The organism is Pectinatus brassicae, from assembly GCF_014201835.1.
Classification (GTDB): Bacteria; Bacillota; Negativicutes; order Selenomonadales; family Selenomonadaceae; genus Pectinatus; species Pectinatus brassicae.
Genome location: NZ_JACHFH010000017.1, coordinates 19,980 through 43,008, shown reverse-complemented (window position 1 = coordinate 43,008; position 23,029 = coordinate 19,980). Strand labels below are relative to the sequence as shown.

Annotated in this window: 24 protein-coding genes, 1 tRNA gene and 1 pseudogene; 9 read left to right on the top strand and 17 right to left on the bottom strand. The window is 36.5% G+C overall.

The features are described 5' to 3' along the window. Positions 1–315 precede the first annotated feature (315 nt). A complete protein-coding gene (locus HNR32_RS14135) occupies positions 316–444 on the bottom strand; it encodes a hypothetical protein (protein ID WP_260162606.1) in 129 nt (42 codons plus the stop codon). Next, positions 422–898 carry a hypothetical protein gene (locus HNR32_RS07695; protein WP_183861345.1) on the bottom strand — a complete coding sequence of 159 codons (477 nt, stop codon included), beginning with the start codon at positions 896–898 and terminating at the stop codon, positions 422–424. The genes HNR32_RS14135 and HNR32_RS07695 overlap by 23 nt, the downstream gene beginning before the upstream one ends. Positions 899–946: 48 nt before the next feature. Between HNR32_RS07695 and HNR32_RS07690 the strand changes: the two are divergent. Both HNR32_RS07690 and HNR32_RS07685 read left to right on the top strand, forming a co-directional pair. After that, a pseudogene (locus HNR32_RS07690) lies at positions 947–1,432 on the top strand (transposase); the annotation flags it as partial. Between the two features lie 98 nt (positions 1,433–1,530). Further along, complete coding sequence (locus HNR32_RS07685) at positions 1,531–2,919, top strand: IS3 family transposase (protein WP_183861343.1); 1,389 nt, start codon at positions 1,531–1,533, stop codon at positions 2,917–2,919. A 235-nt stretch (positions 2,920–3,154) separates the two neighbouring features. On the opposite strand, the gene HNR32_RS07680 is transcribed toward HNR32_RS07685, so the two are convergent. From HNR32_RS07680 to encB, 11 genes are all read right to left on the bottom strand, one after another. Continuing rightward, complete coding sequence (locus tag HNR32_RS07680; RefSeq protein ID WP_183861341.1) at positions 3,155–4,579, bottom strand: hypothetical protein; 1,425 nt, start codon at positions 4,577–4,579, stop codon at positions 3,155–3,157. Beyond that, a complete protein-coding gene (locus HNR32_RS07675) occupies positions 4,573–5,460 on the bottom strand; it encodes a TerB family tellurite resistance protein (RefSeq protein ID WP_183861339.1) in 888 nt (295 codons plus the stop codon). The genes HNR32_RS07680 and HNR32_RS07675 overlap by 7 nt, the downstream gene beginning before the upstream one ends. Positions 5,461–5,493: 33 nt before the next feature. After that, complete coding sequence (locus tag HNR32_RS07670; protein WP_183861337.1) at positions 5,494–6,204, bottom strand: YaaW family protein; 711 nt, start codon at positions 6,202–6,204, stop codon at positions 5,494–5,496. A gap of 57 nt (positions 6,205–6,261) precedes the next feature. Next, positions 6,262–7,176 carry a helix-turn-helix transcriptional regulator gene (locus HNR32_RS07665; RefSeq protein WP_196611184.1) on the bottom strand — a complete coding sequence of 305 codons (915 nt, stop codon included), beginning with the start codon at positions 7,174–7,176 and terminating at the stop codon, positions 6,262–6,264. Positions 7,177–7,547: 371 nt separating this feature from the next. Further along, positions 7,548–9,017: a TniQ family protein gene (locus tag HNR32_RS07660; RefSeq protein WP_183861335.1), complete on the bottom strand. Its 1,470-nt coding sequence runs from the start codon at positions 9,015–9,017 to the stop codon at positions 7,548–7,550. Next, complete coding sequence (locus HNR32_RS07655; protein ID WP_183861333.1) at positions 9,014–10,264, bottom strand: AAA family ATPase; 1,251 nt, start codon at positions 10,262–10,264, stop codon at positions 9,014–9,016. The genes HNR32_RS07660 and HNR32_RS07655 overlap by 4 nt, the downstream gene beginning before the upstream one ends. Next, positions 10,261–12,090, bottom strand: coding sequence for a TnsB C-terminal domain-containing protein (locus HNR32_RS07650; protein WP_183861331.1), 1,830 nt, complete (start codon positions 12,088–12,090; stop codon positions 10,261–10,263). Before HNR32_RS07650 ends, HNR32_RS07655 begins: the two co-directional genes overlap by 4 nt. Next, positions 12,077–12,559 (bottom strand): PDDEXK family nuclease, encoded by a 483-nt coding sequence (locus HNR32_RS07645; RefSeq protein WP_231038160.1) that lies wholly within the window; start codon positions 12,557–12,559, stop codon positions 12,077–12,079. The genes HNR32_RS07650 and HNR32_RS07645 overlap by 14 nt, the downstream gene beginning before the upstream one ends. 355 nt (positions 12,560–12,914) lie before the next feature. Continuing rightward, positions 12,915–14,465: a glutamine-hydrolyzing GMP synthase gene (gene guaA / locus HNR32_RS07640; RefSeq protein ID WP_183861329.1), complete on the bottom strand. Its 1,551-nt coding sequence runs from the start codon at positions 14,463–14,465 to the stop codon at positions 12,915–12,917. Positions 14,466–14,686: 221 nt separating this feature from the next. Beyond that, complete coding sequence (locus HNR32_RS07635) at positions 14,687–15,502, bottom strand: family 1 encapsulin nanocompartment shell protein (protein ID WP_183861327.1); 816 nt, start codon at positions 15,500–15,502, stop codon at positions 14,687–14,689. Between the two features lie 35 nt (positions 15,503–15,537). Next, positions 15,538–15,894: an encapsulin nanocompartment ferritin-likeEncB family encapsulin nanocompartment ferritin-like cargo protein cargo protein gene (gene encB / locus HNR32_RS07630; RefSeq protein WP_183861325.1), complete on the bottom strand. Its 357-nt coding sequence runs from the start codon at positions 15,892–15,894 to the stop codon at positions 15,538–15,540. A 229-nt stretch (positions 15,895–16,123) separates the two neighbouring features. Here encB and HNR32_RS07625 point away from each other — a divergent pair, with 229 nt between their 5' ends. The 4 genes from HNR32_RS07625 (at position 16,124) to HNR32_RS07610 (ending at position 18,169) form a co-directional block, all read left to right on the top strand. Then, positions 16,124–16,645, top strand: a complete 522-nt coding sequence (locus HNR32_RS07625) for a nitroreductase family protein (protein ID WP_183861323.1) — start codon at positions 16,124–16,126, stop codon at positions 16,643–16,645. 249 nt (positions 16,646–16,894) lie between these two features. Continuing rightward, positions 16,895–17,479 (top strand): hypothetical protein, encoded by a 585-nt coding sequence (locus HNR32_RS07620; RefSeq protein ID WP_183861321.1) that lies wholly within the window; start codon positions 16,895–16,897, stop codon positions 17,477–17,479. A gap of 96 nt (positions 17,480–17,575) precedes the next feature. Continuing rightward, positions 17,576–17,959, top strand: coding sequence for a hypothetical protein (locus tag HNR32_RS07615; RefSeq protein ID WP_183861388.1), 384 nt, complete (start codon positions 17,576–17,578; stop codon positions 17,957–17,959). Positions 17,960–18,094: 135 nt separating this feature from the next. Then, positions 18,095–18,169: transfer RNA gene (locus tag HNR32_RS07610), tRNA-Arg, on the top strand. A 394-nt stretch (positions 18,170–18,563) separates the two neighbouring features. On the opposite strand, the gene HNR32_RS07605 is transcribed toward HNR32_RS07610, so the two are convergent. The 3 genes from HNR32_RS07605 to HNR32_RS07595 all read right to left on the bottom strand — a co-directional run bounded on the left by HNR32_RS07605 (position 18,564) and on the right by HNR32_RS07595 (position 20,138). Next, entirely contained in the window at positions 18,564–18,866 is a 303-nt protein-coding gene (locus HNR32_RS07605; protein ID WP_183861319.1) for a hypothetical protein, read from the bottom strand. Between the two features lie 338 nt (positions 18,867–19,204). Beyond that, positions 19,205–19,504, bottom strand: coding sequence for a hypothetical protein (locus HNR32_RS07600; RefSeq protein ID WP_183861318.1), 300 nt, complete (start codon positions 19,502–19,504; stop codon positions 19,205–19,207). A 421-nt stretch (positions 19,505–19,925) separates the two neighbouring features. Continuing rightward, positions 19,926–20,138 carry a cold-shock protein gene (locus HNR32_RS07595; protein ID WP_183861316.1) on the bottom strand — a complete coding sequence of 71 codons (213 nt, stop codon included), beginning with the start codon at positions 20,136–20,138 and terminating at the stop codon, positions 19,926–19,928. Positions 20,139–20,394: 256 nt separating this feature from the next. Between HNR32_RS07595 and HNR32_RS07590 the strand changes: the two genes are divergently transcribed. Continuing rightward, complete coding sequence (locus HNR32_RS07590; protein WP_183861314.1) at positions 20,395–21,342, top strand: AEC family transporter; 948 nt, start codon at positions 20,395–20,397, stop codon at positions 21,340–21,342. Positions 21,343–21,355: 13 nt separating this feature from the next. Here the strand turns inward: HNR32_RS07590 and HNR32_RS07585 are convergent, their stop codons facing one another. Beyond that, positions 21,356–21,874, bottom strand: coding sequence for an acyl-CoA thioesterase (locus HNR32_RS07585; RefSeq protein ID WP_183861313.1), 519 nt, complete (start codon positions 21,872–21,874; stop codon positions 21,356–21,358). 260 nt (positions 21,875–22,134) lie between these two features. On the opposite strand from HNR32_RS07585, the gene HNR32_RS07580 reads away from it, so the two are divergent. Both HNR32_RS07580 and HNR32_RS07575 read left to right on the top strand, forming a co-directional pair. Continuing rightward, complete coding sequence (locus HNR32_RS07580) at positions 22,135–22,524, top strand: winged helix-turn-helix transcriptional regulator (protein WP_183861311.1); 390 nt, start codon at positions 22,135–22,137, stop codon at positions 22,522–22,524. Between the two features lie 28 nt (positions 22,525–22,552). Then, positions 22,553–22,924 carry a TIGR02328 family protein gene (locus tag HNR32_RS07575; RefSeq protein WP_183861309.1) on the top strand — a complete coding sequence of 124 codons (372 nt, stop codon included), beginning with the start codon at positions 22,553–22,555 and terminating at the stop codon, positions 22,922–22,924. The last annotated feature ends 105 nt before the right edge of the window (positions 22,925–23,029 follow it).

Genomic DNA, 23,029 nt, shown 5'->3' with positions numbered 1-23,029 from the left:
GCGCCTCCTTTTTAGTATTTAATTACTTAATAATACGATATTTGGCTATTTATTTTCTTTCTTATTCTTATACTATACCTATTTTTTAAATATGTCAAACATTATTTTTTAAATATTTGAATACTTTTTATATATCTTTTATTTTTTCCTCACCTTTAACGTAATATAATGGTGAATAATTCCATATGTAATACATCATATAAATTGAAAACTAGTTCTCCGCGTATCCGACACCAACAGTCTCATCAACGTAAAACAGAGACATTCTACCGATTAAAGAAAGAAGTACAAGGGATTATCCCTGCACTTCTTTCTTTAATTGTTTTTTAACTTGGAACCTTTATTCAACACATTATTTTGCTGTCCAAACATCACATTATTAATATCAAAGTGTTCTTCATCGATGGCATTCAAACAGCACTTACCACACAACCTCTTCTCCATCTTCTATAATTCCTTCACTTCGTAATTGCTGTAAATGAAGGTTAATCTTGGCTATATCACCGCCGCTAACTTGCCAACGTTTCCCTAAAGAATCAACAGCATATAATCCAAGAAGATATATGCCATCTCTAACCATCTGTTCAATCGTCCCATCATATGCTTCCACATGTTTCTTGGATTCTTCTAATGTAATAGGCAAATTATCCGGCGTAATAACGAAATCCCCTGTTTCGGATCTACCAAAAAACATTTCTATTTGAATTGGCCGCTTACCGGCATTAACCATTTCTATCATAAGTACATTGGGTGTAGTTATATCTCCTTGATACTTCGTCACTACTGCTGCTGAAATTTTCATCTTTGCTTTACTTTGTTGCCACTGGTAGACATTCCACGCAATCGAACTTAATCCAGAAAGAGCGCCAACAATCGCCAATACATCAGTGATTGACACTTATGTTCACCACCTTCCCATCTTTTGAGCTAAATTACATTTCAATGGTTAGTCAAAGCAGCCAGAGAATCTTTCCTTGGCTGCTCCTGGCAACGCTGCAAGGTTCATTTTATGCGTAACATATTGGCACATATTTCAGGGAAAAACAAGAAATCTTTTGCCGAAAAACTTAAGCAAATCTGGTTGCAGCCAGACTATGAGAGTGCTAAGAAATATGCCAATGGATTCATGAATGACTATGACCTGCAATACCCACAGGCTATATCCCTATTAGAAGAAGGCCTTGAAGAATCGTTGCAGTTTTTCAGCTTTCCAGAAATTGATGCCAGAAAAATATCGTCTACGAACCTGCTGGAACGGTTAAACAAAGAAATTCGTCGCCGAACAAAGGTGGTTGGGATTTTCCCTAGCATGGATTCATATATCCGGCTTGTAACCAGCTATCTGATTGAGTACAGTGAAGATTGGTCCAGCGGACGTTCTTATATAAATCCCAAAGTTATTACAGATCTTATCTTAGCAAAGAGCGCTTAATCGGATTCGGAGATTGATGGCTTTTGCGAACATTGCTTGACACTAGGGAGTGCGGACATAATCCTGGACTGTAAATAATGTCGAAAGGATATGGTGACATGTATACAGAAGAACAGGTAACTAAAGCACTTGCAGTCTATAAAGAAACAACCTCTATTACTAAAACTATAACGCAATTAGGTTATCCATCACGACGACAAACGCTGTATAATTGGATTAAACGAAAACCGCTGTTGCCGGAAAATAGATATACTTTTTGTGGAGTCAATACCCCTGAACATCCTCGACATCCATCTGTAAATTTCAAATTGGAGATTCTCCATCGTTGTTTTGAATTAGGCGAGAATGTACAGGATGTTTCATCCGAAGTTGGTTATAGCACAGCGAGTATCTATCAATGGAGGAAAAAACTTCTCCAGAAAGGGGTAGTTGCTTTAATGAATCCATCTAATGAACGTTCCAGAGGTCCCCTTTTCCCTGGTAAACCATCCATTGATTCGGAAGCATTCGATGAAATGAAGACCAAACTTCAGGATATGCAGTTGGAATTAGATATACTTCGTGAAACCATTCATGTCTTAAAAAAAGACCAAGGTGTCGAGCTAACCCCGTTAAGAAACCGGGAAAAGGCAGTGATCATCGATGCCCTGAAAAGTAAGTATTCACTGCCAAGTTTGTTAAAATCTTTGGATATGGCAAATAGCAGTTACTATTATCAAAAACAAGCTATGTGCTGTAAAGATAAATATCAATCAATAAGGGAATGCATCAAAAAATATTTTATAGAGTACAAACAACGATATGGATATCGTCGTATTCACTGTTTGCTAAAAAGAGATGGGCTGATTTTGTCAGAAAAAGTTGTTCGTCGAATTATGTTAGAGGAAGGACTTATCGTTAAAGTTAGATGCCACAAAAAATATAACTCTTATCAAGGAGAAATCTCTCCGGAAGTGGAAAATCTTATTCAACGAAATTTCCATGCAGATAAGCCAAATCAAAAATGGCTTACAGATATTACAGAGTTTTCTATTTCTGCTGGTAAGATTTATCTCTCAGCCATTGTTGATTGCTTTGATGGATTTCTTCCTAGTTGGACAATAAGTACACGCCCTGATGCGAAGTTAGTAAATGATATGTTGGATGCAGGTATTCAGCAGCTTAAACCAGCAGATCATCCAATAATTCATACAGATCGAGGCTGTCATTACCGATGGTCGGGTTGGATCAAGCGTATGGAGAATGCCGGACTTATTAGATCTATGTCAAAAAAAGGATGCTCCCCAGATAATGCAGCTTGTGAAGGATTTTGGGGATTATTGAAAAAAGAAATGTTCTATAATCAAGATTGGACTAATATAAGTATTAAAGGATTTATTCATGTACTAAATGACTATTTGGATTGGTATAATCATACAAGGATTAAACAATCTTTAGGATATCTTAGTCCAGTGGAATACAGGCAGAAGCTTGGATTATCTGCATAATCGTAGTCCAAGAAAACGTCCGCACTCCCCTATCTAAATCAATGGCTGTTCTTTTTATATACACTGTTTTATTATGCTCTTACCGTTCTGGGGAAAGTTTTCTTTGTCTGGCCATAATAAAACCTCCTAAATTAATATTTATTCTAACATTAATCCAGGAGGAATAGCTCATCTATTCTATTTACACATAATTTGTTACAGTCTCGAAAATATATAAAAGTTTTCATTTTTGTGTCTAAATTATTGACTGTGGTTCACTAGCTCCTAACGTTACAAGTTCTATATTCTCAAATTTTGACTTACGTAGCAAACTATCGGAGTTTTCCAGCAATTCATTCCAAATATTGTCATTAATGCTTTTAAGATGCTTTACTTCTAATTCTGCTTTATCAAATAACCAGTATTTAACTGACGGAACAAGGTACTTTAGTAACATCAACCACTCAGCGTAATTGATAGCAAGTGGGTTTCCTTGACGTAGATACACTTTACCAGCATTTGCCGCACATGCTATGGCATGAGCGCTTAATAACATGGAGCGATATTTAGGATTATTTCCTAACTCAAAAACAGTAGCAATATCAAAATCAATATCATCATTTTCAGCATAATAACGAAGCATGGTATACATTCTCAAAATAATCTCAATAGACATAGGAGTTATGCTCATCGTAATAAAATGCCTCAAATCATACCCGTTGCGATACATCCATTTCGTTAATTGACTAATAGTTGCAGTCTTTCCATTGGCTCTTTTAAAACTACCGACATTAAGCAATTTAAAAATTGAAGCAAAAGGAACAGGCAATCCTCTTTTTGTGCAAACATCTGAACATAAATGCAGAAATTGCTTCACAATTGCTTCAAGCAGATTTGTCCCCTCCCCTATCTTTTCAATGATAATAGTTCCATCCTTTATGGATGTAGAAGTCCCCCTTACTAAATCGATAATTCCAAAAATAAAACCCAAAATTGGGTCGTGCCCAAACGTATCCATTCTATGCTCAGGGCCACCAGTGTTATCATACGGAACCTTAGCTACATTCTCAAGCCATTCTTGCACATTATCAGGTAGTCTTAAACTTTGTAGCCACTTTGTCACTGAACTACCTTTTTGACCTTTATATATTCCTGATGTCATATCTTTAGGTATTGCTACAATAAATATATCTGTGAGTGCGGCCACAATTCCTGCAAGTCCAACGAATGAATAATCCCATTTATCCCATTCGAACTGCTTACTATACGCTTCATTATTTATCATCGCCAAATCTGCTTTAGTTAAGAACATCTCGTATGGAATAAATTTACCAATATCATTTTTTATAGCATATTTGTAACATTCTGCTACATAATCATCCCATGTATTAAATTTGATTTTTTTGATATGTGATTTTATTTGGGCTTGCTTTTGCTTATAAATAGCATCAATACACTCTGTTTCTCGCTCAGCAACAACAATATCATCTTCAGAAAGCCAATCGATATCCTGTAAAACAGCATCCAACTCTTTTTGCACAGACACAATATCTATAGCGGTTTCTCCATTTGTTGAAAAAGCTACTTCTATATCCTCAACTTTCTGAGTTAACTTGTTTACCAAGCTATATTGGACATTCAATATAGGAAGCAAATCATTTAGCTCTTTTGGGGTTAGCATGTTGCACGACCTTGTTTCTTTGCATTTTGTATCTGCCTCAGATTCCGTATAATTTCCTGAAGTTTATGAATGGCTTCTCTATTGGCAACTGCATCCTGAGCCTTCTTCTCTAATTCTGAAATTTTATCAATTAAACAATTTATTGTATCCTGTAAATTCCTAATAACTTGTTCTGCACGTCGTTCTCTTTCAAGCTGAACTTTTTTCTCCTGGTTTTTTCCGCCAATATCAAACAATTCTTTTGCACCTATAAAAATGACTGCTCCTATTAAAATAGCTACACCTATTCCCGGTACCATTCCAAGTCCTAATCCAAGTGCCGCCAGTCCACTTGTGATACCCGCTGCACTTAATCCAATTACACTGCCACTAAAATACACAGCCGCTAGTGGAACTCCAACACCGCCCAAACCGGCAATTGCGCTTTTTAAAGCATCTTTGGCATACGCATCATCAATTCCTCTATCAGCAATTTCTTTAGCCTTCTGAGCAAATTTACGCATCTCTTTATCTTGCTCGTCGGTTATAACAAATGCCTTCTTCAGTCGTGCAAGCAGTTCTTGTTGAGCAGTGTTTATTTCGTCATTACATATTGAAATTTCAATGGCATTTAAATAAGCTATGTACTCAATTTGCTCAATCCCCATATTGATATCCATCTTAAAATTGCGAATTATTTTTTCAATGTCAGGCTCTTCGACTAAATAGTTCTGTATTACCATTTTACCTTGTTCGGAAAACTCATCTGTGTTCATAACCTCAAAAATTTTCCTTAATTCGTCTTTATCTAGTCCCCCATCAACATATGCAACTTTAAATAAGAGTCCATATATGTTGAGTAATTGCTTCTCACTAAATTTAGCTTCTTGTATTTCAGACATAATATGCCCTCACTTTCTTAATCTTTTATTAACTTACAGAGAAGAATTTTTATAATACTCAGAACAATGCACCTGCCTTAGTGCCGCTATGTAAATTATTGCTGGAACTGTAACGCTATACGCAGGACCAGTAATATCCATAACAGCCCAAATTCCTGTCAATATCAAACCAATAGGTCCTGCAAAAACTGCCAAACCTCTACCCAAAACTGCCCCAGCAACAAATGGTAATCCCCTACCTAAAATTGCTTTGGCAATTGAATTAGCAATAATCATTGCCAACTTATATGAATTAAATCCACCAGCTCTAAAAATAGCAATTAATGCTCCTGCGGCAAATCCACCTACATCACACTTCTGTCCCCCGGCTTTGAGAATTTCTTCTTTATCTTCATCAGACATTTTATCCCAAGACTCCTCCAAAACATGTTCTAATAGAGCATTCTCTATACGTTCTAACGATGCTTTTTCATTAAAAGGGGTTTTGGTTTTTTTGCATACATCTATCAACATCTCACGATAAGGAAGCTCCCCTCTCCGGAACATATTCACAATTGTGTTACCGCCAAATCCACGCAATTCTTTTTTGATCTGCTCCACATAGCATATGTGATTGGGATGATGTGATTTGTAAGTTTCATCGTGCGACAAAGTTTGCGACTTCCATCCTTTCTCAATTATAATCTTAACCAATACTTCTAACTCGTCATTACTGAATTCATTCAATATTTTTAAACCGCTCACAAAAAATCCCCCATTCATATTTAAAATATTTATTGAGACAGAACATCGTTCTATAGCTCACAAGATAACTAAATCCCCTTGGCTTCGCAGCCACATATCAATGCCATTTCCATAAACCTCTGTGGAAACAGTATAAACCCCGCCTTTCTCAGCCAAAATCTTCGCCGTCGGCAACCGATCCAATACCGCCTCAATTGCAGGCCCGCTATATTCAAACTTTACCCTCCGCAATTCCCCCGAATACATAAACTGCACCCGCTTACGAAATTCTCCATCATCAAATTTGTCCCTGTAGGGAATCTTGAATTGAGCGCCGGTGCCTTGGAAGTCAGCAATTCGATCAATTCGAAATACCGTCGGAAAGCCTTTGCTTCCGTCCGCCATATAAGCAATCAGATAAAAATAATATTCCGAAAACATCATCGCCACTGGCTTTATTTCATGTTCTCGCTCTGTACCATCCTGACGGCTGTAGACGATACGAGTCACTTCGCGCTTCGTTATATATTCTGAAAGACCCCAGATGATGGTAAACAGCTTTTTGCCATGTCGCAACGGAACATAATGAAATTGCTCATTTCGAATGAGTTCTTCTACTTGCTTGCGGTGACTGGGAGTGACTTGCGCTACTAGCTTCGTCACCAGTGACTCTAACTCGCCTTTACAGAAAGCGCGGCTTTCTAAAAGTATTTTACACACTGCCAACACTTCTTCATTGGTCAACCACTCCCGTTCCATGCGAACCAGATAGTATCCTGAACGCTTTTTGTCGTAAGCAATCGTGACTTCGCTCCCCTCAAAATGAGTACAGGCCAGATATTCTCTTAAATCTTCTATATCATGTTGTATGCTTTTTTCGCTTACCTCATATCGTGTCGCCAGATCGGCTTTTGTTACTACTTCACCCTTATTCAGCAATTCGTAGATACTCAGCAGTCGAAATCCCTTATTGCCATTAAATTTAATATGCAAGTTGCTCCTCCTTTCGACTGTTTTTTCTATTATACAAAAGCAACATGGACATATCTTGGGCTTCTATTATTTTTCTTCTGTTTTTTTTACACTCTTTCAGAGCAATCTATATCGAAACAAGCAGATATATGACATAAAATATATAAATTACCTATTCGCCTCATTTAATCCATCTCCTTGTACTTTTTGTTATTTTTTTCTATTGTTAAACATAGACTATGAACTGACATGACAAAATAAGTGCTAAGAGATGGGAAACCGTTTGAAAACGTTGATCTTAACTTATACTACCAACTTATTCCATCCCCATTGTTCGATCCATATACAAAATTAGAATTTTAATACGTTCACCATTCTTATACAATCATTTACTAAATTTTCAGCAGGTGTATTATCTGTCCAGCAAGCTCACTATCTGCATAATTATGAACATACGGCAGACAAGCTTCAAAATCCCTACGGCGCATATTTGTTAAATCCCGTATCTTACGCCATGTCAAAGTGACACCACTATCTTCTATCTGACGTGCAGCCCAAGCTACTTCTCTAGCCCAATATTGCTCCTGTAATTCCTCATGCCGCTTTATCTCAGCAAGGCATTTGGGCAGATGCAACGATATTTTCTTACTTGAAAGATGCAAGATTTTCTCCACAGCAAAAACCGTAACCTTTTTAGGTCGGGTTGTTCCATCACCCTGCAACTGGCGAATAGCGGTCTTTACAAGCGGTAGTGTATCTTCGTCAATCTGTCGCCAGTCTCGTGGCTTTACCCCGCTTTTCAGCGGGGTTTTTGGTGTCTTACGATAAGTTCCATATCTACGTTCACCGATAGCCTTAACAGTCACATATGGGGCACCGAGAGCTTTCGCAATAGCTGGATACTTCAACCCTTGTTCATGAAGCCTGTAAATTTCTTCATCAAAAAGCTGTTGTTGTGTTTTTCCCGGCAGCTCCATATGTACCAGTTTCTCAGCGGTAATACCAAGAAACATAGCCATGAGACAAATTTCATAGAAGTTCACCCTATCATTCGTCAACACCTTCTGTATCTGCCATAACTCCGTAAACCTGTTTTGGGACAACGCCATGTAATATTCTTTAAAATTCTTATGAAATAATGCAATATTACGCTGCTCTCCACGTACAGACCGATATTTTGTATAAGCCATTTTGAAATGAAGGAACTCTCCAACCGTAACACATGAATCCACATCAACATCAGCCTGAAAAACCTCCGCCATATATGCGGCTACACGGCTTTCAATTTCATTATCCGCAAATACGCACGATTTCGATTGTGTTATCATTTCCTCAGCTGTCTTTAAAGAAGGCGTAGCTTTCCCACTGATCATCACACTACTATCCATCAAGTAACACTGATGAACTGGGCAAACATGAATTCCTATTATCTGGTGTATCCGATGCCAATATGCTTCTCCATATTGTTCTCTATCATTAGCTGCACAAGCTAGACAGTAGCGCAAACAGCGAACTTCGCCATTCTTGCTTTGAGGTATCGGCAGAAGGTTATGGTAATTTCCCTTCATAGCTATCAATGATTGAAATGCTTTTTGTCTGCGTTCTTTCGGCAAAAAACGCCCATAGCAAGGAAACATGGTATGTTTTTCAATAACTTCTTCCATAGATATATCTCTTGTTATGGCCTGTAGTGCGCCAGGAGTGTAAGTATTAATAAAATCCATATCCGGGCGTACCGTCTTTGATACAAACAGGTCTTCCGCCGCAAAGCTGTAAGCCATATATCCTGATTTCGTATAGTATCGTGCCAACTGGCTATAAAGCAGCTCATCTGGATATGCTGTAGGGAAAGAAGCAATCATACCGCTACCTCCACAACAGGAATATTGGACTTTAAAAGCTGCACAATATCCATATTTTCATTCTTGGCTTTAGCAACCAAATCAGCAATACTAAGACAATCATCTGAAATTTTATTATCTGTAGCCATCACAGTAGAGATCGGCGTTTTTTTCTTGATTTTGGAGGTCTGCTTACCTAGTGAAATAGACGGTTGAATATAGCCATGAAGCAAGGATAACCGTTGTTCATATGCTTCATTTAAAGATTTCAGATTCAAGATTTCTTTGCCATTCAAAATAGCGATTTCCTGTGCATCATGAATCAACGCTACCACAACCGATGTAATTCCTGCACTATGTTCATAAAGCCAGGCAATGATTCCATCTGTGATTTCCGTTCTCTTTTGCACATATTGATACTGAAACATAACCTTGCAGAAGTCTTGAAAATATTTGTCATTGCTCATAGTGGTATATTGCAATCCCACGGAACGTCTTGCAAGCTGTATTGCCGATTCAAAGAATCTGCTGCTCTCGGGCGTACCAACCATACAGATGCTAATTCCACTATTATTGATAAGCTGTGTCAAAGCCCCAATCAGACTTTTACCATTTTTACTGTTGGCTACATTCTGGATTTCATCTACCACCAACATACCAATATGATTCAACGCAACTTGACTGACAGAACCAATGAGCATATCGGTTGTAGCCCTTGCCCTTAAAGCATTTTGATAATATTTACTGTCTAAAACTTCATCAACTTTGCGCAGAACTTCTAGTAATAACCCCTTTACCGATGAATCAAAGGGGCATTGCACGATTATACATGGAATAACATGTGTATAGGGATTGTCAGCTTCAATCACTCGATTCTCCGTGATCAAATTAATAGCCCTACTTATAGCAGAACTCTTACCGATTCCTGATGTGCCAATAATGGTAAAGCTATCCGATCCACCCATGATACCGCTGTATTCTTGCTGTATGATAGCTCTGTAGTTTTGATTTTGCTGCTGTACGGCCAGCTTCGTTCCTTTTTTCTGCATAGATCGCAAAAGAGCCAAATACAATTTACTGTAGATTTCCAGCGACATCTGCGAAGGAATATACACCCTGTATAAGTCCGATAGTGCCATAAGCCTTACGGAAGTATCTGTGTTGCGGATTTCAGGATTGTACCCTGGCAATACTTCCAATGCAGCTATTAATGAGTCCCCTGATTTCATACAAGGTAGGACATTGATAATGTCTGAAAGATTTGTCATGACTTAGCTCCTTCCATATAGTTTCTATGGCGTTTATGCTGTTCACATTTGCGGTTATCTCGAATATTTTTTACGCTCACATCGGCACTGCGCCTGGCACTACCAGCGATTATCTCAATATGCCGCGCAAGATGAATCTGAGCCTGTAGATTATCTTGATTAGCTCCTTTGGTAATCGATCTCTGAGCTGTCTGTAACTCCTGTACGGCAATCAAATCTTTACCCTCAAATCTAGATTCAATAATGGTAAATTTAGCATATATTCCATTTTCCAATAGCCATACAGAAGTAACATCCTCTGGATTATAGGCAACGGTAACTTCATCACCTTTAAGATACTGCTCTGTATACCCGTCACAGTGATAGCGCATTTTGTTTACTTTTAAGCCAAATCTACTGAATTTACCTGTAGTTCTTGGCAATAGCGTAAGTATAAGCTCTTCAGCACTAACTTTAATCAAATGGGCACCGAATTGGGATTTACCCCAATTCCAGATACAGCTTGCATAGGGTTTTACATTTTCGGCAATCATGGCTTCAGTGTAGGGGAAATTTTCAATGATCCGTTGCGAGTTGTAATACATGATGCAATGAAGGATAATTTTCTCAAAATCCACCATGGTCAAACAGGCATCTTTCCGATAGTCATGCGCGCCCCTTTCTTGATAATCAACTTCAATCACACCCTTCCCTTTCAAATGCTTTTTATAGTTCGCCTGAACCACATCAAAGAATTTCTCCACCATGCCTTTCAGTTCAGGTCTATATGAAGGAAGATTGACTATTTTAACACCCAGCTCTGCAATTTGCTCAAAGTTTTCCGATTTGTATTCACTCCCCATATCCGTAACCATCGTCGCAGGAAGTTTGTTACAAGACCAATCCTCCTTATTTATAGAAATGCCAAACTGCTTACACCAAGTAGCTTTATCTGCTATAACGTTCAGCATCAATCCTCTAAGGCTGTATACTCCACCAGACCATGATAGGACATAACCGCAGCACACACCGCTGTAAGCGTCAATACAGGCTGTTAAAATGGGTCTGCCCACAATATTACCAGTATCATTGATGAGGTAAATATCGCATACAGTAGAATCCAGCATACCAACGCCAATAGCAGGTGCAAATGATTGTATCCCATCGCCAATCAGAGGTCTGTTGTTTCGTTGGTAATTCTTCAATCCGTTTCTGGAAATATAGAAGTTCTGCATCTTTTTTGTCTTACGATAGAAATAACGAAATTGATAAAAAGACGGGTATTTATCTGCTAGAACATCCATATTGTCACAATACTTCTCCTTCAGCATCATGGTATAAGCAGTCATAAGGGATTGCTTTTTTGTAGTATAAAAAAATTTATTCAAAGCCCATCGTATGTTTTTTTCATCTTGTGTTAGCTTAATATCATCTAACCGTTGCCTTGGGGCAAGAACTATTATATTCATATAGGCCAGATACAGGCATAAATAGCTTCTGATGGTCTGTTTGGATATGTTGTGTTCTGTAGCTATGGAACCAATAAGTTTAGAACGCATTCTTTCATCTGCTATAAAAGGTAGAATTGGTGCAATCAATGTGTAACGGTCATACATGGTTCTTTTCTGATCAGCATTCAGATTTTCAATATCAGTAACAGTAACAGTAAAATTCGTAGTCTGGTTCAATACTTCATCAGTGCACCCAATGAAAGAATCTAAAACCGAAGATTTCACCCATACAGGCATAGTCCTTTTTGCACAATCAATCATGAGGATTTTATCAGGCTGTATCTCTAAAACCCTGATAATGTTGTTACCATCCTTCAATAAATCATGTTTCTTCATCGATGACCAGCCCCCAATCTGTAACGCCATGCCGTAACCAGTACTCCCTTGAAGCATCCAGCAGCTTGACCGTAAGCGGCTTCATCAGAAATTTACGGAATACACATTCACGCACCATCAAATCATTGTCCGACTTGACGCAGACAAAATCTGATGTATATTGGCCAATGTCCCGCCCATCAAGCGGGACATTGCACCTGATCTCTTTTACTTCATCACTTGCTTGCAGAATATCCGCATAGGCGTACTGAATGGCATCATATGTCCGGCACACTTCATTACACTTGGCAATGACACGTTTTTCACAACGACCTTTAAAATTTTTCTTCCTCACCTTTGCAAAACCTCCATAGTAGGAACGCTCTGCTGTTTGACACCATTTTCCCAAAAACGCTTCCCAAAAATGAAATTGGGGAGGTTTTAGTGGATTTGGAGATTCGTTTTTTGGGAAACAGAAATTCATGACCATATTCTCCCGCCCCGTATTACGGGCATTTGAGTCCAACACTCATGAAAATCACAGCATTATGCTTTTTCCCAAAAAGCATTAAAGAAAATATCACCATGTCGCGGGGCACTGACGTTTATTCTGTAAAGGGCATTTTTCTTTATTCTCTCTGGCTTTGCCAGTTATGCCCGCCACTCCATGGTGAACGTTCTTTTTTCGCAAGCAGAAAGTCCTTTATTTACGCGGGTTGAGGATAAAAAAAGACCCTGCATGAGCTTCGTTAAAAGCTCTAATGCAAGGTCTTTTTGTCTATGTCGGCGGGTTAGCCATTTTTGCCCTTATTCAGAATAAATGGCAGTGCCCCGTGACACTTTAATTATTCGAACTCAATTGTAGCAGGTGGTTTACCAGTGCAATCATAAAGCACACGGTTAACGCCTTTTACTTCGTTTACAATACGAGTGGTAACAATAGACAATACTTCCCATGGTAGTTGGGCACTTTCAGCAGTCATGAAGTCGCTGGTCATTACAGCGCGAAGAGCAATAGCATAATCGTAAGTACGACCATCACCCATTACACCAACGGAACGCATATTGGTAAGAGCTGCAAAATACTGTCCAAGGTCTTTAGCAACACCAGCTTTGGCTACTTCTTCACGATAGATAGCATCAGCTTCCTGAACAATTTTTACTTTTTCTTCGGTAACTTCACCAATGATACGAATACCAAGTCCTGGACCTGGGAATGGCTGACGATTGATTAGGTATTCCGGAATGTTAAGTTCACGACCGGCTCTTCTTACTTCATCTTTGAACAGCAGACGAAGTGGTTCAACGATTTCTTTAAAATCAACGCAGTCAGGCAATCCGCCAACATTATGATGTGATTTTATAACAGCTGATTTACCTAAGCCGCTTTCAATAACATCAGGATAAATGGTACCCTGACCAAGAAAATCAACTTTACCGATTTTTTTTGCTTCTTCTTCAAATACACGGATAAATTCTTCACCGATAATTTTGCGTTTTGCTTCCGGTTCGGTAACACCTTTTAATTTATTATAAAAACGTTCTTTAGCATCAACACGAATAAAGTTTAAATCATAATGACCATTTGGACCAAAAACGCCTTCAACTTCTTCACTTTCATCTTTACGCAAAAGACCATGATCAACGAATACGCAGGTAAGCTGTTTACCAATGGCTTTTGATAATAAAACTGCTGCTACAGAGGAATCTACACCGCCAGATAAGGCACAAAGGACTTTACCAGTACCAATTTTTTCTCGTAATTTTTGGATGGTTGATTCAACGAAAGAATCCATTTTCCAGTCACCAGCACACTGACAAACATTGAATACAAAGTTTTGCAGCATTTTGATACCTTCTACGGTATGCATTACTTCAGGATGGAATTGTACAGCATATAACTTTTCAGTTTCGTTTTCCATTGCCGCTACCGGACAAACAGGGGTTGTGGCAGTAACTGTAAAGCCTGTTGGTGCTTTTTCAATGTAGTCGGTATGACTCATCCAGCAGATAGTTTTTTCAGAAACGCCAGTGAAAAGTTTGGAATCATTTTTGGTAATAGCAACTTCAGTTTTACCGTATTCACTGACTGGTGCTGTAGCAACCTTGCCGTCCAGTAAATGTGCCATAAGCTGAGAACCATAGCAAATACCTAATACAGGAATTCCTAATTTTAATAATTCTACGCTGCAGACAGCAGAATCTTTTTCGTAAACACTATTGGGACCACCTGTGAAAATAATCCCCTTGGGATTCATTTCCTTTATTTTTTCAATGCTCAGCGTATGTGGAAAAACCTCACAATATACATTACATTCTCTAACGCGTCTGGCAATCAATTGATTATATTGTCCACCAAAATCCAGTACCAGAACAAGTTCATTATTGTTACTCAAAATAAGTCCTCCTAGTTTAAACTGCTTTGTTCAGTATAACATCCCAAATAGTATTAATAAATACAATTATAATAAATAATGGCTGTTTTGCCAATAACAAAAAGGATGATTGTATAATCAAAATTAAATAGCAATTAAAAATTCTTTAATAAGCATAAACAAAAGCGTAAGAATTCAGCAGAGTTGCCAGTGCTGTTTTCTTACGCTTTTATAATAAGTAGTTATTCAAACTGAATAATTGATTTTGGTCGTTTAATTCTTAAACGTATGGTTTCCAATAACCTAAATTTGTGATTTAATTCAGTTTGTTCTAAGTAGGCTGTTTGAAGATCCTGCCCAATAGCTAAATCAATGTTCCGAGCATCGGCAGATATTAAAAGAGCTTTTTCTTTGCCTAAAACAGGGCTGACAAATACTCGTTTATGCAGAAGTTTTTTTACACGGTCTATTTCTAAGATACCTGTTCCTGGTTGTATGCGCTGCATTTGTAAATACAAATCAGGACTTATTAGTAGTGAATAAGAACTATATATGCCTTCTTTTACTAGTAAGTTAATGGCTTCAGCTATATTTTTAAAAGAATTTTCTCCAATATTCCAGTCTGTTTTAGTAATTTTTTGGGTACCAGCGGCTGTAAATAATCCATCAATTTTGAGCGTGTCATTGCCAAAAAATATGAATTTGTCTTCCTGAATAGCAGCTTGTTCAGCAGCATTTATGGCTTGAGCTAAGTCAACAGGATAGCCGGAATGCTGGCTGGTCTGCATGTCTTTTGCTGATAAGATAAAATCAGTATATAATGTTGGAATTTGTATGTAGCTGCGTCCAGCTGTAAAAATTATGCCATTATCGGCTACTTCTTTTAAATTTTCAACATCGTCTAATTCAATATTGGTAACACCTATTCCTAATGGTCCGTAAATAGGTACAAATCTCCGACCTTGTAAGATTTTGCTGGCAGTTTCTGTAATAGTATTATCTAGCTGCTGCCAAAAATCATCAGCAAAAGGCGCAGCATCTCTCGATAAATAATCCATATAAACGTCCCTCCTAAATAGTTTCATATTATAAATTATTTTATAAGACTTCCAATGGTAGAAGATGAGGCATCAGCTTTATTTTTGTTTTCGGCTTCAAGCTGCTCTAATAATTCTTTAACTTCATTTTCACCAGCAATAAAATGCTCAGCTTCCTGAGGGTCGAGAATTCGGAGCAATGTCATCAGCTCGCCAACGTGGGCTTTTTCTTCATCACGAATATCGGCAATAACCTTTTTAGCGATTTCATTGTCAGTTGCCTGAACATGCGCATCATAAAGATAGATTGCTTCCAATTCACCTGATATATCTAGGCGAACAGCTTGGATTAATTCTTCTTTTGTCAATTTTCGATCTACATTTCCCTGGAAAGGGTTTGCGAAATTAGCCATAAAATAAAGACCTCCTTATTAATTAAGAATCATTTTCTGTTGATAATTATAGCATAATAAAGCTATAATTGCAAAATACATAAGAATATTTCTCCAATAATAATATAAATCCTGCTAGTATCATAAAATGAATTTAGTAATTTTTTAAGATGATAGTATATTTTAGTGTATAATTAGATATGAAAATTCGTATTTAGTAAAAAGATATTAAACAGAATAGGTGAAAAAAGTGAATACTTTATTAAATATAATGACCCGTAGGAGCATTAGAGCCTATAGACAGGTACCTGTAAAAAAAGATGATATTGAAGCTGTTTTAAAAGCTGCTGTCTGTGCTCCATATGGTGGGAGCATCCAGCCTTGGCGATTTTCTGTAATTATGAAAGATAAAAAATTACTGGAAAAAATAGCATCATTGACAATTTGTGAAAAATGGGTAAAAGACGCCTCTTGCTTAATTGCAGTGTTTTTAGATACCGATAGTATGAAAGATGCTGAAACGCCAAAGGTATATATGAAACATGCTCAAGCTATTGGTGCTGCAATACAAAATATGCTGCTGGCTGCCAATGAACTTGAACTGGGGACATGTTGGCTTGGCGAAATAATAAAAAATGAAGAAAGTATAAAAAGACTTCTAGAGGTATCTGACAAATTAGAACTTATGGCAGTAATTGCTATTGGATATCCACAAAAAATTCATAAAGGAAAGTATAAAGATGTTAATGACAGTATTATTAGTTGGAAATAAGGAAAGAATAACTAAGGAAATATATAAAAATGATAGGAATTTTTAAACAAATGTCGTATATTAATTAATAATAGATATTGTGATTTGGTATTACTGCGCATGAGAATTGGAAGTATTGGCTTTTGTAAAAGCTTAAAACATCTTATTTCACATGCGTTATTTTTTAAAGTGAATAAATATTTGCGCATTAGTAAGTTTTTCTTTGTATGTTGGGGCACCTGGAAAAAATATTATTTGGAGGGTACGCTGATGACACATTTAACACTTGTTCAATCGCAAAATGACACAGGAAAAATGAATTTAAGTAATTTAGTTATTGGGAAAAAATATACTGCAGCAGAAATAATGTCATTAGCAAAGGATAATAATCCTCGTGCTATGGGCATTATTACCGTAGGCAGTGAACCGGATTATAAAGCGATTATAATAAAAGTCACTTTAGCAGATAAGAAATATCCGCATGAATGGATTAATAAGGGAAAAGAATTAAAATACTATATGTTTGCGGTAAAGGGTAATTACAGCTTGGACTATAAGGTCAATAAGGCTGTTATTAATTCGCGTGGTATTCCAATTTTTGTATTTACCAGACAAGATAAAAAGGATAGGTTTTTATTGGTGGGGATTTTTAGTTATTTGGATTATATTTGTGAAGCTGATGGCACAAAATTTTTTAGACTGCAAAAATTATCATCGGTTAAGATTAAGCTTACCGCCATTGAAAATAGTAAGAAAAGAATTAATAAACAGCTAAAAAAAATTACTAATAAAATAAATGTAACACAAGGGAAAGTATTATCATTGGTACCACAACTGGAGCAATCACAAATTTAAAAAATGTCACAAAAAAGTCACAAAAAATGATAAATAAGCTGTTATAATTAATTATGCAAAGTAAACAAATACTTACCAAAAAGGAGCTGTAATATAATGGAATTGAAATCAAAAAAAATAACAGCAATTGTTTTATCAGCTTTTATGACAATGAGCATTGCAGGTACTACACTAGCAGAAGCAAGTTCTTATCATCATGATAATGGCTATCAGCGAGACTATAATAATGAGCACCACAATCAGCATTGGGACAGAAATCATCATCGCTGGATTAATGATGATGATAGAAATAATAACCGTCATTGGGAACATGATAAAAAACGCTGGGTAGAAAATAATGATCGTGATAATCATCGCCATTGGGATCCAGATAATCGTCGTTGGGTTGATGATAAGGAAAAAGGGCATTCTCAAGGTGAGGTAAATACGGCAGGCATTGTAGGCGCAGTTATTGGAGCAATAATAGCAAAAAATACCTAATAATGGATATGGTTTTATTATGAGAGGCTATTTAATGAAAGGGCGTATTAATAACGTAAGTGGATGATTAAAATAAGTTAGCATAGAATGTGGAAAAAAATGTAAATCTATGCTATAATATTATTCGTTGTTAATGCGCCCGTAGCTCAGTGGATAGAGCACTAGCCTCCGGAGCCAGGTGCGTGGGTTCGACTCCCGCCGGGCGCACCAGCAAACTCCAACCGGTAACGAATCGTTATGTTATCAAGGGTTATGACTATTTTTTCAATAAAGTGTTGTATAAGAATTTTTAATGTGTACGCATCATTACTATAAATATCATTTCGACACTGATCGATAAATTTTATAATCTGCTCTTTACTGAGCGGAGGAATATAGCTGCTTTCTAATTCTGCAATTGTACTGCGGATAGAAAGCAGCTCTTTTTGTTGCAGCAAGCAAATTGTAAATATTATTGAGTACATAAAAAAGAGAACCGAAATATCGATTCTCTTTTAGCCAGCTAGATGAAAATATCGCTATTGCTTATTGGGAGTTTTTGGCTGGACTTAGGTGATTATTGTAATATAATCTGTGCAAAAAGCCATTCCGAAGATTATATTAATTAATTCCAGCAGCCGCCATAACGTCCGCCACGATCGCCGCCGCGATCACCGTCACGATCTCTATAGCCAGGACAATAGTCTTCTCTGTCACCATCACGTCGATCACGCTCCACGGCAGGTTTGCTCTGTGTATTAGAATCTGTTGATTTTTCAAGTGATGAGTTTACTGTAGGTGCTGAGGCTGAAGTAGTCACAGCTGATGTAACAGGCGGAGTTCCTGTAGTTGTCGTAGCGGCAAAAGCAGTAATGGATGCGGCACCAATCACTGCGGCTACAGATAAAGTAACAAATAATTTTTTCATGATTATACACTCCCTCATAATTATTTATATGCTAGATAATTTTTACCAACTTATTAAATAAAATTTAATATTTCATTTATTATTATATCAGTATAATATGACAAAAATATGACAAAATAAATTTATTTATAATTAAAATATTGTTATTAATCTAAAGTGAGTAAAATTTTGATCATTCGGTCAACTTGGCCGTTTCTATCTTCTTTTCAGAAAAATATTTAGAGATTTAAACGAGGCTATTATTGATGTGCTGATTTATATTGAAGTAATTTAAAAAATAAAAGACTGAGTTGCTTGAAATCCTTTATATGAAGATATCAAGTAAATCAGCCTCTTGTTTATAGTTCATCAATATTAAAATTAGAAAAGCCAACAGCTTTTTCCCATTTGGTAAAAAGCGGCATAAATACAGTTTTTATTTGTTCGGTACTAAGCTCGGTATTTAATTCTATCGGCGATTGGGCAAAAATAATATGGTTTTCTTTTTTTAATGATCTTGGGTTTGAGACTGTACAGGAATCACCGGGCTTGATGATATCATGGATAATTAAGGCGTGGTATATATCGCTATGAATATCGATTCTGCCAATTGGTGTGTGTTCAGCTAGGTTAAATGTTAGTATTAAATGCTTCTTCATTTTATCATCCCCTTGTAAGAAAATATTTCTACATAGGGAAATGATATCCTGCCTAATGTCAAGAAATAAAAACAACTAAAAAAAGCTGCCCCACATAATTGAAAAATGTGTGACAGCAGTTATGTAAACTCATCAAAACACAAATGACAGGGTAAGAGGAAGGAGATTTACTTTGTGTTTGATGAGGTTTGGCTAGGGTATAAAAAGCTCTGGAGCGTTCAGAACTTTTTATACACAAGGAATGGTATGTAATTGTTGGCGACAACTACAAGATAATAATAACATTTTTACCAGCATAGTTTGTGACAATAGTATGACATTTTCTTGAAGATTAAGTGAAGAACTGTTAAGGCGCAGCATAAAATGGTAAAAAAAAAGACCACAGCGTTAATAAATAACACTGTGGAACTTTTTGCAAAAATTAAAGAACCTGTACGTTAACAGCTCTTAATTTGCTAGCGTCACGATCATCTTGTTCGATATCGAAAGAAACGCTTTGGTTTTCGTTAAGAGTTTTATATCCATCAGATTGGATAGCGGAGAAATGAACAAAAACGTCGCCTTCGCCATCTTCTCTAGTAATAAATCCGAAACCTTTGTCTGCGTTAAACCATTTTACTGTACCTTTATTCATAAAAAGTACCTCCTTGAAATAATAAATAATATTGGCATAAAAAAAGCTCACACACTTTTGTAAATCATCGCACAAACAATAACTTACAAAAATATGTGAGTTTAATTAGCACATGTTTAATACAAATATATAATAACATAGATAAATAGACCTGTCAAACAAATTTAATAAAATATTTTTGGTAAATTGACATATTATTTTTCCTTTCATATAATAAACTCCATGTATTAAATAACCCATGATAGAAGGATATATAATGTCGAATCTTATTTTTAGTTTAAATGCCACTATTCCTGTATTCTTATTGATGCTATTAGGCTTGTTTTTTCGTAAAATAGGTTTATTTGATGCCGAGTTTATTACGAAAATGAATAAATTTGTGTTTGTGGCAGCTTTGCCGGCACTATTGTTTATTGATATTGGTACAGCTGATTTTTATGCAGCCTGGGACACAAAATATGTCCTGTTTTGTTTTGCAGCAACTTTTATCAGTATAGTGATAGCATTTTTTATATCGCTGGCTTATAAAAAAACTGTCTCACAGGGAGAATTTATTCAGGCATCTTATCGCAGTAGTGCTGCAATAATTGGTATGGCTTTTATAAAAAACATCTATGGAAATTATGGTATGGCGTCATTGATGATAATAGGAACAGTACCATTATACAATATAATGGCAGTAATTGTTTTAGCAGCATTTAAAAAAGGACAAAAAAATACATTAAGCAAAGAACTTATAAAAAAGACAGTGCTTAATATATTAAAAAATCCCATCATTTTAGGAATTGCTGCGGGCGGTATATGGTCGTTGCTAAAAATACCAATGCCGATTATTATGCATAAGACCTTAAGTGGAGTGGCTGCTTTGGCAACGCCATTAGGTCTTATGGCTATGGGCGGGGCACTAAAATTCAATGCTATAAATAATAACATTAAGCCTATTCTTATTTGCAGTGTAATAAAGCTATTAGTTTTTTGTGCCTTGTTCTTACCCATAGCCATACATTTAGGTTTTATGCAAAGTAAATTAACGGCAGCTTTAGTAATGCTAGGCTCGGCTACAACCGTCAGTTCATATATTATGGCTAAAAATATGGGACATGATGGCATATTAACCGCAGGAACAGTAATAATTACGACTGTTTGCAGTGCTTTTACACTGACCTTTTGGCTGTTCGTTTTGCGGACATATGGACTCATCTAGATAATAAATTAAATTATCCTGCCAAATTTTGTTCATCAAGAAATTTGGCATTTTTTTGTGCCTTCTTTTCTTTTTTTAGTGCTTTATATCTTTCATAGCGCTGTTGTCCTTCAATAAAAAGAGCCTTTTTTTCACTAGTTGTAGGACTTAATGCGGGGATAGCCTGGGGCTTCATATTACGATCCAAAGCTACCATGGTAAAATAGGCTGATAAAGCTTCCTGTGGTCCAGATTCATTTTCCAAATCTTCTACATCGACTCGTACCATTACCTCCATTGAACTGCGGCCGACAAAAGTGATATCGGCTGTACAGATTAAAAGATCACCAATCATAATAGGCTTATGAAACTCAAGTTCATCAACACGTGCTGTTACTACATTGGCACGCGCATAACGACGGGCTGTAGCATAAGCTGTTGAATCCATGATTTTCATTATCTCGCCACCATGTACATTACCGGCGACATTAGCTTGGTTGGGCAGCATGATCTGACTGATCACGGTTCTTGTAATTGAGTCATAATTAGACATAAAAATCACTCTCCTAAAAATAAATGCTGTGTGATATTCAATAATTAGCTTATTGTAAAATAATAAAGACACTTCAAACACGATGTTTACTAATAAATAAATTAGTGAATATAATATATTTAGAGTTTATCATGAGAGCTTAAAATGGAAGCTTTACATGCATTAAAAACTATGTTTATAATAATGTATTAGTTATTTTGTTGCAAGTAGGCACATTTTTTTTATATAGTATCAAAAAAAATACCATTATGAGGTGCAGAATGAAGAAAATTATTACTATCGGTCAGCATAAAGAATGCCCAATGAATGATAAATGCCAAAAATATGATGTATGCCCGATGATATTAGTACAGGAATTATTGTCGGGAAAAAGAAAAATACTTATTTTATGGTATTTAAGTTATAAAACACTTAGATTTAGCGAAATAAAAAGAAAACTTCCTGATGTGACACAAAGAATGCTTACATTGCAGCTGCGGTCACTTGAGGAAGATGGTCTGATTAATCGCAAAATTTATCCAGTAATGCCGCCCAAGGTAGAATACAGTCTCAGTAAAAAGGGCAAGTGCATTATCCCTATTTTGGAAATGATGCATAAATTTGGTGTCAAATATCTCGAAGAACAAGTACAATCAGATAAAGCAGAATAAGTATAGATGTTAATTTGGAGGTGGTTTGATGCGTTTATGGCATATTGATTTACTGCCGCTTTTGCCAAGACAGCAGCTTTTGGGACAGCATCGTGAATGTTGTGCTTTGCGGGGCAATGGCTGGGGGAAAAATCATGCTACAGTAAACTATGTATTTACCTATCATCCGCAGATGCTGTTTGAATATCATAGTGCTGTTATGGATGAAATGGAAAGACGTAATTATAACGTTGACCTATTATGGAGACAAAAAAAATATCGAGGTAAAAGCTGCAATGAAGATTATGCGCAGCAATATTATAAATTGCCCTATAGAAAAAGATATACTGAACATAACGAAGTTTATCTCAAATTATGTTTAGAAAATTTACGCCAAAAAGGTATTGAAATAAATGTTTAATAAAGCTGTTAAAATAGAAAAAATAAATTTGGTGTCTATTATATCAAATATACATTTAGCAAAAACACTAACTGAAATAAAGAGTCATATATGTTATAATCATAG